8 protein-coding genes are annotated in these 15,256 nt (G+C 68.4%); 4 read left to right on the top strand and 4 right to left on the bottom strand.

The annotated features are described in order from the left end of the window. Window positions 1–274: 274 nt before the first annotated feature. Both mnmH and ACFPAH_RS13380 read right to left on the bottom strand, forming a co-directional pair. Window positions 275–1,330: a tRNA 2-selenouridine(34) synthase MnmH gene (mnmH, locus tag ACFPAH_RS13385; RefSeq protein ID WP_379746050.1), complete on the bottom strand. Its 1,056-nt coding sequence runs from the start codon at window positions 1,328–1,330 to the stop codon at window positions 275–277. Then, a complete protein-coding gene (locus ACFPAH_RS13380; RefSeq protein WP_379746047.1) occupies window positions 1,330–1,953 on the bottom strand; it encodes an arylesterase in 624 nt (207 codons plus the stop codon). The genes mnmH and ACFPAH_RS13380 overlap by 1 nt, the downstream gene beginning before the upstream one ends. Here ACFPAH_RS13380 and ACFPAH_RS13375 point away from each other — a divergent pair. Beyond that, complete coding sequence (locus ACFPAH_RS13375) at window positions 1,952–2,677, top strand: ABC transporter ATP-binding protein (protein WP_379746043.1); 726 nt, start codon at window positions 1,952–1,954, stop codon at window positions 2,675–2,677. The two genes, ACFPAH_RS13380 and ACFPAH_RS13375, sit on opposite strands and share 2 nt — an antisense overlap. Before the next feature lie 64 nt (window positions 2,678–2,741). On the opposite strand, the gene ACFPAH_RS13370 is transcribed toward ACFPAH_RS13375, so the two are convergent. Beyond that, window positions 2,742–4,235: an NAD(P)H-hydrate dehydratase gene (locus ACFPAH_RS13370; protein ID WP_379746040.1), complete on the bottom strand. Its 1,494-nt coding sequence runs from the start codon at window positions 4,233–4,235 to the stop codon at window positions 2,742–2,744. Window positions 4,236–4,335: 100 nt separating this feature from the next. Between ACFPAH_RS13370 and ACFPAH_RS13365 the strand changes: the two genes are divergently transcribed. Further along, window positions 4,336–7,959: a hydantoinase B/oxoprolinase family protein gene (locus ACFPAH_RS13365; protein WP_379746037.1), complete on the top strand. Its 3,624-nt coding sequence runs from the start codon at window positions 4,336–4,338 to the stop codon at window positions 7,957–7,959. Window positions 7,960–8,022: 63 nt separating this feature from the next. On the opposite strand, the gene ACFPAH_RS13360 is transcribed toward ACFPAH_RS13365, so the two are convergent. Then, the gene (locus ACFPAH_RS13360; protein ID WP_379746034.1) at window positions 8,023–9,663 is read right to left on the bottom strand and encodes a tetratricopeptide repeat protein; all 1,641 of its coding nucleotides are present in this window, start codon (window positions 9,661–9,663) and stop codon (window positions 8,023–8,025) included. Between the two features lie 262 nt (window positions 9,664–9,925). On the opposite strand from ACFPAH_RS13360, the gene purL reads away from it, so the two are divergent. Next, the gene (gene purL, locus ACFPAH_RS13355) at window positions 9,926–13,960 is read left to right on the top strand and encodes a phosphoribosylformylglycinamidine synthase (protein WP_379746031.1); all 4,035 of its coding nucleotides are present in this window, start codon (window positions 9,926–9,928) and stop codon (window positions 13,958–13,960) included. A gap of 187 nt (window positions 13,961–14,147) precedes the next feature. Next, entirely contained in the window at window positions 14,148–15,014 is an 867-nt protein-coding gene (locus ACFPAH_RS13350; RefSeq protein ID WP_379746028.1) for a hypothetical protein, read from the top strand. The last annotated feature ends 242 nt before the right edge of the window (window positions 15,015–15,256 follow it).

Genomic DNA, 15,256 nt, shown 5'->3' with positions numbered 1-15,256 from the left:
CCTTGGTGCCTGAAACGAAAAACCCGGCTGCTCGCGCAGCCGGGTTTTTTTATGTCGGAAGCTTCCGGCAGCGCTTGCAGGAGGAGGTAGGGTGGTCGGCTCCACCTTGGCGGTGGCGAACGCGCGGCTCGAACGCCGCCCACGCGTTCAACTGGCGCTTGAAATCCTGCGCTGTTCTTCTGCTGGTTGAACGCGTGGACGGCGTCGCGGCCGCGTCGATGCGAACGCGCTGGTGCAGCCGTCCACCCTACGTCCCTTGGCGGGAGCGCAGGCCTCAGGCAGCGTGTAGCGTCCTGGCGGCGTTCACGAAATCGTCCTGGCCGATATCGTCCAGCTCGAGCACCCGGGCCTGGCCGTACTGCACGAAATTGCGGTCGATCGAGCGCAGGTAGGCCGGGTCGTAGTGCTCCACCAGCAACTGGTCGACCAGTTCCGGCATCGCGCCGCTGTTGGCCAGGGCATGCCAGGCGTCGATCTTGGCGCGGCCGTGCAGCTGCACCAGGTGTTCCAGCTGGCCGTTGAGGGCCTGCGGGTCGACGGCGAAGTGGCGGTAGTCTTCCATCAGCAGGCGCACCCGGTTCGGGCGCGACAGGCCCAGGGCGACGCAGGGCGAGGCGCGCATGCGCTCCATCACGGCGTCGGGCACGCGCAGGTTGCCGACCTTCTTGCTCTCGGATTCGACGAACACCGGGCGGCCGGCATCGAAACGGCGCAGCGTGTCCCAGATGCGCGATTCGAAGCGCTTCTGGGTCGGCTGGGGCTCGTCCGGCAAATGGCCCAGCACCGAGCCGCGGTGCGCCGCCAGGCGTTCGAGGTCGAGCACCTGGGCGCCGATGGCGTCGAGGGTTTCGAGCAGGCGGCTCTTGCCGCTGCCGGTGGTGCCGCAGATGACGCGGAACTCCAGCTCCGGCGGATGCGCGAGCGCGGCGCTCACGTGCGCGCGGTAGGCCTTGTAGCCGCCGTCGAGCTGGATCGCGGGCCAGCCGACCTTGGCCAGGATGTGCGCCATCGAGCCGCTGCGGTTGCCGCCGCGCCAGCAGTAGACGAGCGGCTTCCAGTCGCGCGGCTTGTCGGCGAACTGCTGCTCCAGGTGGCGCGCGATGTTGCGCGCAGCCAGCGCCGCGCCCAGCTTCTTCGCTTCGAAACCGCCGACCTGCTTGTAGAGCGTGCCCACGCGCACCCGCTCCTCGTCGTTCAGCACCGGGCAGTTGATGGCGCCGGGCAGGTGGTCGAGCAGGAACTCGCCCTCGCTGCGGGCGTCGATGATGGCATCAAAATTGTCCAGCTCGGGCAGGATGTCGGCAAAACTCAGTACGGCAGGGTATTTCATCAGGATGTGATCAGGTTGGAGATGGTGGGCCAGATGTTATTCAGGATGATCGGATGCGCCTGGGCGTTCGGATGCAGGCGGTCGGCCTGGAACAAGGAGGGCTTGTCGGCCACGCCTTCGAGCATGAAGGGCACCAGCGGCGCCTTGTACTCCTTCGACAGCTTGCCGAACATGCCGAAGAATTTTTCCGTGTAGGCGCGGCCGTAGTTCGGCGGCATGCGCATGCCGACCAGCATGACCTTCGCGCCCTTGTCCTGGGACATCGTGATCATCTGGCGCAGGTTGCTTTCGGCGGCCGGTACCGGCAGGCCGCGCAGGCCGTCGTTGGCGCCGAGTTCGATCACGACCACCTGCGGCTTGTACTGGTTCAGCAGGGCCGGCAGGCGCGCCCGGCCGCCGCTCGTCGTTTCGCCGCTGATGCTCGCGTTGACGATGTTGGCCTCGATCTTGTTGGCCTTGAGCTTTTGTTCGAGCAGGGCCACCCAGCCCGCGCCGCGGGTCAGGCCATATTCGGCGGACAGGCTGTCACCCACCACGAGTACCGTTTTTGGTGCAGAATAGGCGCTCGCCGACGCAAGCACCAGGCTTGCGGCGACAGTTAATTTTTTGAGAAAAGCAAGCATGCGCGATAACCCCGAAGCTGTGAAAAATGATGTTCCTGCGCAGTGTAATCGACAGGCCCGGCCGGCCGCGATTCAAGTAGCGGGTTTGTCCAAGCGGGTGGCGGACGCCAGCGGCGAACTCACCATCCTGCACAGCATCGATTTTACCGTGCAACCGGCCGAGACGCTCGCCATCGTCGGCGCCTCCGGCTCCGGCAAGTCGACCCTGCTTGGCCTGCTCGCCGGCCTCGACGCGCCCAGCAGCGGCAAGGTGCTGCTCGACGGCACCGACATCTTCGCCCTCGACGAGGACGGCCGCGCCGCCTTCCGCATGGCCAAGCTGGGCTTCGTGTTCCAGTCCTTCCAGCTGCTGGCCCACCTGAATGCGCTGGAAAACGTCATGCTGCCGCTCGAATTGCGCGGCGACGGCGCGGCGCGCGAGAAGGCCGAGGCGATGTTAGGGAGGGTCGGCCTGTCGAGCCGCCTGAAGCACTACCCGAAATACCTGTCGGGCGGCGAGCAGCAGCGGGTGGCCCTGGCGCGCGCCTTCGTGACGCAACCGCCGCTGCTGTTCGCGGACGAGCCCACCGGCAGCCTGGACGCGGCCACCGGCGAATCGATCATCCAGCTGATGTTCGAACTGAACCGCGAGCGCGGCTCGACGCTGGTGCTCGTGACGCATGATCCGGCGATGGCGGCGCGCTGTGGGCGCACGATTACGATTGCGGCGGGGAAGCTGGTTTGACGTCTTGACTGTGCTTGCGACGTGCAGGCGGTGTTTGAACGCGTAGGCGGGGGACCCGCCTACCCTACGCCCGCTCCCGTACCAGGGTGTTGAAGACGGACCGCACGGCCTTCGGCAGTTCGCCGGCGGTCATGCCGATCGGGCCGATTCCTTCCTCGACCAGGCGGTCGGCCGCTGCGCCGTGCATCCACACGGCGCCCGCGGCCGCTTCCCATGCCGGCCAGCCCTGGGCCAGCAGGGCGCCGCAGAGGCCGGCCAGCACGTCGCCGCTGCCGCCGCTGGCCAGGCCGGGATTGCCGGTCGGGTTGATCGCCAGTTCGCCGTCGGGCTGGGCGACGACGGTGCCCGAGCCTTTCAAGACGACGATTGCCTGCAGGCGCCGCGCCAGCTCGCGGGCGGAGCCGAGCCGGTCCGCCTGCACCTCGGCGCCGGAGGTGCCGAGCAGGCGCGCCGCCTCCAGTGGATGCGGGGTCACGATCGTCGCGCCCTGGCGCCTGGCCACGCGCTCCTGCAGGGCCGTGCTGGCCGCCACCAGGTTCAGGCCATCGGCATCGATGACGACCGGCCCGGCGCCGTCGATGCCCTGGCCCAGCACGCGCATCGCTTCGCTCGAGTCGCCCATCCCGGGCCCCAGCACCAGCACGCGCTGCTCGAACTCGAAGTCGCCTGACGTACGCAGCATCAGCTCCGGTTGCACCAGGTCGACCTGCGGCCCGGGATCGACCGTCACCGCGAACACCCGGCCGGCGCCGGCGTGCAGGGCCGCGCGCGCCGCCAGCAGGGCCGCGCCCAGCATGCCGTGGGCGCCGCCCACGACTGCGACGTCGCCGAACTGGCCCTTGTGCGAATTTTGGCGGCGCGGCGCCAGCAGCGGCGCGAACAGGGCAGGGCTGGCCAGGCAGGCGCGGGCCCGCTCGCACGCGTCGACGTCGATCCCGAGCGCCGCCACGCGGACGATGCCGGCGTGATCGCGTCCATCGCCCGTGTGCAGGCCCGGCTTGTCGCCGATGAAGGTGATCGTGTGGGTGGCGCGCACGGCAATGCCCGAGTTGCCCACCACCGCGCCGGTGTCGGCATCGAGCCCGCTCGGCACGTCGAGCGCCAGCACCGGGCAGCGCAGGCGCTCGACCGCTGCCGCGAACTCGCGGTAGCGTCCCTCGAGCGGGCGCTCGAGGCCGATGCCGAACAGGCCGTCGACCACCAGCACCCATGCGCGCAGGTCGGGCGCCACGTCGGCGAAGTTGGCCCCGCTGTTGCGCGCGCGGGCCAGGGCCTGCGCCGCCTCCGGCGACGGCTGGCCGCCCCCGGCCAGGTGCAGCACCACGACGTCGACCTTGGCCTCGGCCAGGCAGGCCGCCAGTTCCAGCGCATCGCCGCCGTTGTTGCCCGGCCCGGCCAGCACCAGCACCGGCTGCGCCGGCTTCGGACCGATCAGTTCCAGGGCGAGGTCGGCCGCCGCGCGCCCGGCACGGCGCATCAGGCCCCCCGGCCCGGCCGCTTCGCGCGCCGCGGCTTCGATTGCGCGGATTTGCGCCACGCTGTAGAGACCATTGTTCATGCCAACTCCATTCCAGATTCAAGATACGTGCATTTTCGCCAATTTCCGGCGCCGGGGCGAATACAATAGGCGCAAGACTTCACATGGCAGAGGATACACAATGGACTGGCAGTTCTGGATCGATCGCGGCGGCACCTTCACCGACATCGTGGCGCGCACCCCGGGCGGGCAACTGGTCACCCACAAGCTGCTGTCGGAAAACCCGGAACAGTACCGCGATGCCGCCGTCGCCGGGATCCGACACCTGCTGGGCGTCGCGCCCGGCGATCCGCTCCCCGTGCGCGCCATCGAAGCGGTCAAGATGGGCACCACGGTGGCGACCAACGCGCTGCTCGAGCGCAAGGGCGAGCCCACCCTGCTGGCCATCACGCGCGGCTTTCGCGATGCGCTGCGCATCGCCTACCAGAACCGTCCGCGCCTGTTCGAGCGCCACATCGTGCTGCCCGAGCTGCTCTACGGCGAGGTGATCGAGGTCGACGAACGCATCGGCGCCCACGGCGACATCGTCCGTCCGCTCGACGAGGAGGGCGCGCGCCGCAGCCTGCAGGCGGCCTTCGACGCCGGCATGCGCACGCTCGCCATCGTCTTCATGCACGGCTACCGCCACACGCACCACGAAGCGGCGGTGGCGCGCATCGCGCGCGAGATCGGCTTCACCCAGGTATCGAGCTCGCACGAGGTCAGCCCGATGATGAAGCTGGTCGCGCGCGGCGACACCACCGTGGTCGACGCCTACCTGTCGCCTATCCTGCGCCGCTACGTCGACCAGGTGGCCTGCGACCTGCCGGGCGTGAACCTGCAGTTCATGCAGTCGAACGGCGGCCTGACCGATGCGCGCGCCTTCCAGGGCAAGGACAGCATCCTGTCGGGGCCCGCAGGCGGTATCGTCGGCATGGTGCGCGCGAGCCGCCTGGCCGGCTTCGGGCGCATCATCGGCTTCGACATGGGCGGCACCTCGACCGACGTCTCGCACTTCGCCGGGGCTCATCTGGCCGACTATGAACGGGCCTTCGAAACCCAGGTCGCGGGCGTGCGCATGCGCGCGCCGATGATGAGCATCCACACGGTGGCGGCCGGCGGCGGCTCGGTCCTGCATTTCGACGGCAGCCGCTACCGCGTCGGCCCGGACAGCGCCGGCGCCAATCCCGGCCCGGCCTGCTACCGGCGCGGCGGCCCGCTGACGGTCACCGACTGCAACGTCATGCTCGGCAAGATCCAGGGCGCGTATTTCCCGCGCCTGTTCGGGCCCGGCGGCGACGAGGCGCTCGACGCCGGCGCGGTGCGTGCGCGCTTTGCGCAACTGGCGCGCGAGATCGCGGACGCCACCGGCGACCTGCGCAGCAAGGAAGAGGTGGCCGAAGGTTTCATCCAGATCGCGGTCGGCAACATGGCCAATGCAATCAAGCAGATCTCGGTGCAGCGCGGTCACGACGTGACCGAATACGCGCTCACCAGCTTCGGCGGTGCCGGCGGCCAGCACGCCTGCCTGGTGGCCGACGCGCTCGGGATGAAGACGGTCTTCATCCACAGCCTGGCCGGCGTGCTGTCGGCCTATGGCATGGGCCTGGCCGACCAGAGCGCCATGCGCGAGCAGGCGGTCGAGGAAAAGCTCGACACGATCATGGGCACGGCGCTGGCCAGGCGGCTCGATGCGCTGGCCGATGCGGCCAGGGGCGAGCTGCTGGCCCAGGGCGTGGGCGTCGAGCGCATCGACGTCGTGCGCCGCGTGCACCTGCGCTACGAGGGCACCGATTCGGCCCTGGTGGTCGACTTCGACGAAGCGCCGGCCATGCGCCTGGCCTTCGAGCAGGCCTATAAACGCCGCTTCTCCTTCCTGATGCCGGCGCGCGCGCTGGTGGTCGAGGCGGTCTCGGTGGAAGCCCTCGGCCGCTCGGAAGCGCCGCCCGAACGGCCGGCTGCCGCAGTCCGGCGTCCCGGGGCCGGCGCGCCCGCGGCCTTCGACACGGTGCGCATGTTCGCCGGCGGCCAGTGGCGCGACACCGCCGTCTACCGGCGCGAGGACATCCGGCCGGGGGACCTGATCCCGGGGCCGGCGATCGTCGCCGAGAACAACGCGACGACCGTGGTCGAGCCGGGCTGGCGCGCCGAGGTCACGCTCTACAACCACCTGGTGCTGACCCGGGTCGAGGCGCTGCCCGAGCGGCGCGCGATCGGGACCGCGGCCGATCCGGTCATGCTGGAGATCTTCAACAACCTGTTCATGTCGATCGCCGAGCAGATGGGCCTGCGCCTGCAGAACACGGCGCACTCGGTCAACATCAAGGAGCGGCTCGACTTCAGCTGCGCCATCTTCGATGCCGACGGCAACCTGGTGGCGAATGCGCCGCACATGCCGGTGCACCTGGGCTCGATGGGCGAGAGCATCAAGACAGTGATGCGCGAGAACGCCGGGCGCATGCGCGCCGGCGACGTGTATGCGCTGAACGACCCCTACAACGGCGGCACCCACCTGCCCGATGTCACGGTGATCTCGCCGGTGTTCGACGAGGCCGGCGAGCACATCTTGTTCTACGTCGGCTCGCGCGGCCACCATGCCGACATCGGCGGCACCACGCCCGGCTCGATGCCGCCGGACTCCTGCCACATCGAGCAGGAGGGCGTCCTGATCGACAATTTCAAGCTGGTCGACGGCGCCGACGGCGTGCTGCGCGAAGAGGAAACACGCGCGCTGCTCACCGGCGCACGCTACCCGGCGCGCAACCCCGACCAGAACCTGGCCGACCTGCGCGCCCAGGTGGCAGCCAACCAGAAGGGTGTCGAGGAGCTGCGGCGCATGGTCGCCCACTTCGGCCTGGACGTGGTGCGCGCCTACATGGGCCACGTGCAGGACAATGCCGAGGAGGCGGTGCGGCGCGTGATCGGCGCCTTGCAGGATGGCGCGTTCACGGTCGACCTCGACAACGGCGCGAAGATCGCCGTCGCCGTGCGCGTCGACCGCGCCGCGCGCAGCGCGCAGATCGACTTCAGCGGCACATCGTCCCAGCTCGACAACAATTTCAATGCGCCGTCCGCCGTCTGCATGGCGGCGGTGCTGTACGTGTTCCGCACCCTGGTCGACGACGAGATCCCGCTCAACGGGGGCTGCCTGAAACCGCTGGAAGTCATCATCCCGCCCGGCTCGATGCTCAATCCGCATTACCCGGCCTCGGTGGTGTCGGGCAATGTCGAAACCTCGACCTGCATCACCAACGCCCTGTACGGGGCACTGGGCGTGATGGCGGCGTCCCAGGGCACGATGAACAATTTCACGTTCGGCAACGCACAATACCAGTACTACGAAACAATTTCCGGCGGCAGCGGCGCGGGCGAGGGCTTCGACGGCACCGACGTGGTCCAGACCAACATGACCAATTCGCGCCTGACCGACCCGGAAATCCTCGAGTTCCGCTTCCCGGTACGCCTGGAAAGCTACGCGATCCGTCCCGGTTCCGGCGGCGCGGGGCGCTGGCACGGCGGCAACGGCGGGGTCAGGAAGCTCCGTTTCCTCGAGCCGATGACGGCGGCGATCCTGTCGAACAACCGGATCCATGCGCCCTTCGGCATGGCCGGCGGCGCGCCGGGCGAACGCGGCGTCAACACCGTGGTGCGCGCGGACGGGCGGATCGAGCCCGTCGGGCATATCGGCAAGGTCGAGATGGGAGCCGGGGATGTGTTTGTCATCGAAACGCCGGGCGGGGGAGGGTACGGGACGGTCTCGACGTAGGGTGGACACCTGTGTCCACGCGTAACGGCTGATCATACGCGGCAGCGGTGGGCGGAGCCCACCCTACGTGGAAATGCCGTACTTCCTGCGCAGCGCCGCGTACTCGTCCATCAAGGGCCCCAGGCGCGGATGCTGGGCGTCGACGGCGCGGATCTTCTCGAGCTGCGCCAGGCACAGCTCGCCCAGCGGGTGATCCCAGCCCAGCTCGCTCATCTGGCGCAACACGCCGCCGGCCACCGCGATCGTCACCTGCAGGTTCTGCGGCGCCATGTGCAGGGCTTCGAGCAGGGTTTGCACCGCGCCGCGCACGTCGCCCATGTTGCGCTTCTCGTCGGCCACGCCGAGCAGGACCTGGGCCTGGGCCTTGAGCTGCTCGCTCATGCCCTCGGCCAGGTCGCGCCGGCCGGCCTCGCCGAACAGGCGCAGCGCGTCCTGCGAGCTGACGCCGCTGGCACTGTCGTTGACCACCGCCAGCATCACTTCCTGGGCCGGCCCGTCGAGGCGGTGTTCGAGGCAGGAGCGCACCAGGCCGACCTTGAGCCGGGTCGAGAGCGCGCCGGCGCCGCGCACGGCCGCTGCAGCGTTTCGCAGCCCGGCGGCGGCGGCCTCGCGGTTGCCGGCGGCGCCGTGCAGGGCGGCGTTGGCGACGCCGATGCAGGCGTCGAGCTCTGGGCTGGCGCGCATCGAGCGCTCGAGGTCGCGCACGACGCCGCTGGCGCCCAGCATGTCGCCGCGCTTGACCAGGGCCTGGACCAGCCGCACATGGTCTTCCGGATCGCGAAATTCCGAATAGCGCGCCTTGGCGACCACCTGCTTGAACGATTTTTCCGCCGCCTGCGCGTCGCCCGCCTCGAGCGCGACCTCGCCGAGTTTGCGCAGGCGCCGCACCAGGTGCGGCGAGATCGACACGGCTTCCTCGAGGATCTTCTGGGCCTGCGCATGGCGGCCGGCGGCCTCGTGGCAGCGCGCCAGCAGGTCGTAGGCGGCCATCAGGCGCGGGTTGGCGGCGACCAGCTCCTGCAGCGTCTCGCGCGCCTGGTCGACGCGGCCCTGCGCGAACTCGGCGCGCGCCAGCCCGAGGCCGGCCCAGCCAAGCGGCTTGTAGCCGAGCACCTTGCGGTAGACCTGTTCGGCATCGGGATGTTCGCCCAGGCTGGCGTGCAGTTCGGCGCGCAGGCGGGCGAAGTCGAGCGCATGGCGCGGGTGGGCGAGCTCGGCGGCGGCCGCCGCGTGGATCGCCTCCCGGGTCTTGCCCTGGGCGACCAGCTGGTAAGCCGGCAGGAACACGGCACGGCGCTCGACCGCGCGCGCGATGCGGGCGTTCAGGGTCTCGCTGGTGAAGGGCTTGAGCACGTAGTCGGTCGGCGCCAGCTCGGCCGCGCCGATCACCTTGCCGTAGACGGCTTCCGAGGTCAGCATGATGAAGATCGCCCAGGGACTGAGCAGGCGGTGGTGGCGCAAGTCTTCCAGCAGTTGCTGGCCGTCCTGGCCGTCGCCGGCGCTGCCGCTGCCGGTGTTGCCGAGATCGTATTCGCAGAGGACGATGTCGTAGCTGCGCCGCGCCAGCTGGCGGATGGCGGTGCCGGCGTTCACGGCGTACTCGATCTTGCTGATGCCGGCCAGGTTGAGCATGTTCTGCAGGTTGCTGCGCATGCCCGGGTTGGGATCGATGATCAGGACCGACAGCTTACTGTTCTCGTGCATTGTCTCTTTCGTCTGCGCCGCTCCTGTCATGAGGCACGGCGGTCTCCAAACGCAACAATACCGAGAAGCGCCGCGCCCGGCAACTGGCAGCAGCGATCGGGGCCGGAGTTCGTCGCGCGGGCGCACGGCAGGGCGGGATTGCCGGCTATACGAGCTGCCATAGGAGGAAAGCGGCGCCCGCGCTAGGGGCAATGTTGTCGACCCTGTATAATAGCGGGCTATCTTCCACCCGCAGCCACGCTGCATCAACCGACTTCCAGCCATGTTGATTCTGCCGGGTTCCAACGCCCTGTCTGTATTTCGTAGCCAACGCCTCCTGAGCCAACTGCAAGCTGCCGCACCCGCGATCGCCCAGGTGCAGGCCCGCTTCTACCATTTCATCGATGCGAGCGCGCCCCTGTCCACCGACGACACGCAGCGCCTTGCGGCGATGTTGACCTACGGCGAGCCGGTCCCGGAAACCCTGTACGAGGGCGTGACCGAGGAGTTCTTCGTGATCCCGCGCCTGGGCACGATCTCGCCCTGGGCCTCGAAAGCGACCGACATCGCGCACAACTGCGGCATGCAGCAGGTGCACCGCATCGAGCGCGGCGTGGCCTACACGGTGGTCCTCAAGAGCGGCATCCTCGGCAGCAGCATCGGGGCGCCGAAGAAGCTGACCGCCGAGGAAATCGCGGCAGTCTCGAACCTGCTGCACGACCGCATGACGGAAACCGTGCTGCGCAGCGCCGACGACGCGTCCCGGCTGTTCAACGAACTCGAGGGTAAGCCGCTCGAATCGATCGACGTCCTCGGCCCGGGTTCAGGTCGGGATGCCCTGGTGCGCGCCAACACGGAACTCGGCCTGGCCATGTCGATCGACGAGATCGACTACCTGTTCGATGCCTTCACCAGGGCCGAGCGCAACCCGACCGACGTCGAGCTGATGATGTTCGCCCAGGCCAACAGCGAACACTGCCGCCACAAGATCTTCAACGCCGACTGGATCATCGACGGCGTCAAGCAGGACAAGTCGCTGTTCCAGATGATCAAGAACACGCACCAGTTGCAGCCGAAGGGCACGATCGTGGCCTACAGCGACAACTCGTCGATCATGGAAGGCACCACGGTTACCCGCTTCTTCCCGCGCGGGGCAGGGCAGGAATATGCGCCGGCCAGCGAGCTGACCCATACCCTGATGAAGGTCGAGACCCACAACCACCCGACCGCGATCTCTCCCTTCCCGGGCGCCTCGACCGGCGCCGGCGGCGAGATCCGCGACGAAGGCGCGACCGGCCGCGGCGCCAAGCCGAAGGCCGGCCTGACCGGTTTTACCGTCTCGAACCTGCTGCTGCCGGACGCCCAGCGTCCGTGGGAGAACGCGGCCGACGTGACGGCTTCCGGCGAAAAGGGTGAGGCACCGGTCTACGGCAAGCCCGAACGCATCGCCTCGCCGCTGCAAATCATGATCGACGGCCCGCTCGGCGGCGCCGCCTTCAGCAACGAGTTCGGCCGCCCTGTACTCGGCGGCTATTTCCGCACCTACGAGCAGAACGCCCAGGCCGCCGGCGGCGTCTACGGCTACCACAAGCCGATCATGATCGCGGGCGGCATCGGCAACATCGCCGACCAGCACACCCACAAGAACGACATCCCGGCCGGCAGCCTGCTGATCCAGCTCGGCGGCCCCGGCATGCGCATCGGCATGGGCGGCTCGGCCGCCTCCTCGATGGCGACCGGCACGAATACCGCGGACCTGGACTTCGATTCGGTACAGCGAGGCAACCCGGAGATGGAACGCCGGGCCCAGGAAGTCATCAACGGCTGCTGGCAGCTGGGCGCGGATAACCCGATCATCTCGATCCACGACGTCGGCGCCGGCGGCCTGTCGAACGCCTTCCCGGAAATCGTGAACGACGCCAAGCGCGGCGCGACCTTTGACCTGCGCAAGATCCAGCTCGAAGAGAGTGGCATGGCGCCGAAGGAAATTTGGTCTAACGAGTCGCAAGAGCGATATGTGTTGGCAATTTCGCCAGAAAGCCTTCCTTTGTTTGCATCGCTGTGCGAGCGCGAGCGCAGCCCGTTCGCCGTGGTCGGCGTTGCCACCGAAGAGCGCCAGTTGCGCGTGATCGATCCCGAGGCGGGGAACAATCCGGTCGACATGCCAATGGACGTACTGCTCGGCAAACCGCCGAAGATGCTGCGCGAAGTCGAGCACGTCGAGCGCACGCTGCCGGCGATCGACCTGACCGGCATCGAGCTCGAGGAAGCCGCGCGCCGCGTGCTGCTGCTGCCGACCGTCGCCGACAAATCCTTCCTGATCACCATCGGCGACCGCAGCGTCGGCGCCATGACCGTGCGCGACCAGATGGTCGGCCCGTGGCAGGTGCCGGTGGCCGACTGCGCCGTGACCGCGATGAGTCATGAAGGCTACGCCGGCGAAGCGATGGCGATGGGCGAGCGCACCCCGCTGGCCGTGATCGACGCCGCCGCCTCCGGCCGCATGGCCGTCGGCGAGGCGATCACCAACATCGCTTGCGCCCCGATCGCCTCGATCGAGGACATCAAACTGTCGGCCAACTGGATGGCGGCCTGCGGCCAGCCGGGCCAGGACGCGGCCCTGTTCGACACCGTCAAGGCGGTCGGCATGGAACTGTGCCCGGCGCTGGGCATCAGCATTCCGGTCGGCAAGGACTCGCTGTCGATGCGCACGACATGGAACGACGAAGGCCAGGACAAGTCGGTGATCTCGCCCGTGTCGCTGATCGTCTCGAGCTTCGCGCCGGTGCCGGACGTGCGCCGTTCGCTCACGCCGCAGCTGCGCACGGACCTGGGCGAAACTGCACTCGTGCTGATCGACCTCGGCCGCGGCAAGAACCGCCTCGGCGCGTCAAGCCTGGCCCAGGTGACCCAGCAGCTGGGCGACTCCGTGCCGGACGTCGATTCGGCCGAGGACCTGAAAGCCTTCTTCGCCGCCATCCAGCGCCTCAACAGCGAAGGCAAGCTGCTGGCCTACCACGACCGCTCCGACGGCGGCCTGTTCGCCACCCTGTGCGAGATGGCCTTTGCCGGCCGCGCCGGGGTGTCGGTCAACCTCGACATCCTCACCATGGAAGGCGAGCATGCGTCGGACTGGGGCGATGCCAAGAACTGGGCGACCCAGGTCGGCGAGCGCCGCAACGAAATGACCCTGCGCGCGCTGTTCTCGGAAGAGCTGGGCGCGGTGGTGCAGGTCCGCATGGACGACAAGACGCCGGTGATGAACGTGCTGCGCGAACTGGGCCTGGGCGCCTGCAGCCACATCATCGGCAAGGTGAATGACCGTGGCGTCATCGAATTCACGCGCGACGCCAAGGTCATCTACAACCAGAAACGCAGCAGCCTGCACCGCCTGTGGTCGGAAACGAGCTGGCGCATCGCGCGCCTGCGCGACAATCCCGACTGCGCGGACCAGGAATACGAGCGCCTGCTGGACGAAAGCGACCCTGGCATGTCGCCGAAGCTGAGCTTCGACCCCTGCCTGGACGTGGCCGCGCCGTTTGTTGCGACCGGCGTGCGTCCGCGCGTGGCGATCCTGCGCGAGCAGGGCGTCAACTCGCACATCGAAACCGCTTGGACGATGCACCAGGCCGGCTTCGCGGCGGTCGACGTCCACATGAGCGACCTGATCGCGGGCCGCGCCACGCTGGCGGACTTCCACGGCGTGATCGCGGTGGGCGGCTTCTCCTACGGCGACGTGCTGGGCGCAGGCGAGGGCTGGGCCAAGACCATCCTGTTCAACAATGCGCTGTCCGACCAGTTCGCGGCCTTCTTCGCGCGCCAGGACACCTTTGGCCTGGGCGTGTGCAACGGCTGCCAGATGCTGTCGAACCTGAAGTCCATCATCCCGGGCGCCCACGCCTGGCCCAAGTTCACCCGCAACAAGTCGGAGCAGTTCGAGGCGCGCTTCGGCATGGTCGAGGTGCTCGATTCGCCGTCGATCTTCTTCGAGGGCATGGCCGGCACCCAGGCGCCGATCGCCATTGCCCACGGCGAAGGCTTTGCCGACTTCTCGCTGACCGGCAACATCCAGGAAGTCGTGCAGTCGCTGCGCTACGTCGACAACCGGGGCCTGGCCACCGAACAGTATCCGTTCAACCCGAACGGCTCGCCGGGCGGCCTGACCGCGGTGACGACGCCGGACGGCCGCTTCACGGCCATGATGCCGCACGCCGAGCGCGTGTTCCGCACCGTGGTCCATTCGTGGGCGCCGGACAGTTGGGGCGAAGACGCGCCGTGGATGCGCATGTTCCGCAACGCGCGCAAGTGGGTGGGCTGATCGCTTGAATTAGCCGCAGGAAGCTCGTTCCAGAAAAGCGCCTCGCTCGAGGCGATTTTTTTATTTTCAACTTTTCTTCCTTTAAATTCAACGACTTGCGTTGCTGAGGCCGCGCAAGCCCGGGCGCCGGCCGGGCGACATCATGGAGCTGGATGACTGTCGCGTCCGCTTACCAAAGGAGATCTCCATGAAGCCCAGCACCTTGCTTGCCCATGCCCTTGCCATTACCCATGCACCGGCGCGGGCTGCACTCGCCCTCGGTCTCGCGCTCGGCGTGTTTGCCTCCGCGGCGCCGACCCAGGAAGCCGCACGCGCGGCGCCGACCGCAAGCTCGACCCTCGACGTCTGCATCAATGAAGCCAACGGCCAGTGGCGCTATTCGGGCGTGGTGACGGTGCTCGGAGCAGGCGACGGCAAGGCCGCCGTCAACAACCAGGTTCAGAACCAGACCACCCGCGCGGGATTCAGCAACGCCTTGCCGGCGCAGCCCGCCACCATCGCCACCCGCGCCGGGGAAACCCTGGTGCTGCCCTATGTGCTGGAGGCGGCGCCGCTCGCGCTGGGGGTGCTGCGCAGCGTCTCGAGCGTGCAAGTGTATGAGCAATCCGGCAGCCCGCTCGGCGGCCCGTTCGCCGTGCAGAGCGCGATGGTCACACCCGAAACCGTGTGCGGCTGCGCACCGAAAGGCTGCGTGCGCACCCAGGGCTACTGGGGCAACAAGCCGAACGTGGTCTGGCCGGCGCCCTACAGCCGGAAGGCCTGGTTCTTCGCGTCCGGCCTGACGTGGCAGCAGGTCCTCGATACGCCGCCGCGCGGCAGTGCTTACCTGATCCTGGCGCACCAGTACATTGCCGCCGTCCTGAACCGCTCCGCCGGCGCCTCGGCGCCGTCCGGCGTGCAGTCGACCATCGACGCCGCCGCCACCTGGTTCCGCAGCGGCACCGTACCCGCCACTTGCGGCCCGGGGCAGTGCGCCTTGCAGAAGACCTGGGCGGGGACGCTGGACGTGTATAACAACGGGCTGTATCCGGGCGCGCCGAAGCATTGCAATTAAGCGCCATGCCGATGCAGCAGGGGCAGGGTGGGCATCCGTGCCCACGCCGTGACGGCGTCGGCGTTGCGGAAATGCCGAGCCTGCCGCTTGGGTCGCCCATCCGTGCCAGGCCTGCTCCGCTGATGAGGCAGCGTGGGCACCAGTGTGTTCAGCACAGGGACATCCTAAACACTTGGCTAGGGACATAGGTAACACCTTTTATGATCATTGCACTGCTGACTTTGGGAGCGTGCGATGCCTTG

Origin of the sequence: Massilia sp. GCM10023247, assembly GCF_042653325.1 — a bacterium.
GTDB lineage: Bacteria > Pseudomonadota > Gammaproteobacteria > Burkholderiales > Burkholderiaceae_D > Telluria.
The sequence above is the reverse complement of the archived record's forward strand: the minus strand, read 5'-3'. Positions and strand labels throughout refer to the sequence as shown.

What these genes read in the sequence shown, in the direction of transcription:
- purL (WP_379746031.1), top strand. Translation starts at nt 9,926, where the DNA reads ATGTTGATTCTGCCGGGTTCCAACGCCCTGTCTGTATTTCGTAGCCAA.
- ACFPAH_RS13370 (WP_379746040.1), bottom strand. Translation starts at nt 4,235, where the DNA reads ATGAACAATGGTCTCTACAGCGTGGCGCAAATCCGCGCAATCGAAGCC.
- mnmH (WP_379746050.1), bottom strand. Translation starts at nt 1,330, where the DNA reads ATGAAATACCCTGCCGTACTGAGTTTTGCCGACATCCTGCCCGAGCTG.
- ACFPAH_RS13365 (WP_379746037.1), top strand. Translation starts at nt 4,336, where the DNA reads ATGGACTGGCAGTTCTGGATCGATCGCGGCGGCACCTTCACCGACATC.
- ACFPAH_RS13360 (WP_379746034.1), bottom strand. Translation starts at nt 9,663, where the DNA reads ATGCACGAGAACAGTAAGCTGTCGGTCCTGATCATCGATCCCAACCCG.
- ACFPAH_RS13375 (WP_379746043.1), top strand. Translation starts at nt 1,952, where the DNA reads ATGCGCGATAACCCCGAAGCTGTGAAAAATGATGTTCCTGCGCAGTGT.
- ACFPAH_RS13380 (WP_379746047.1), bottom strand. Translation starts at nt 1,953, where the DNA reads ATGCTTGCTTTTCTCAAAAAATTAACTGTCGCCGCAAGCCTGGTGCTT.
- ACFPAH_RS13350 (WP_379746028.1), top strand. Translation starts at nt 14,148, where the DNA reads ATGAAGCCCAGCACCTTGCTTGCCCATGCCCTTGCCATTACCCATGCA.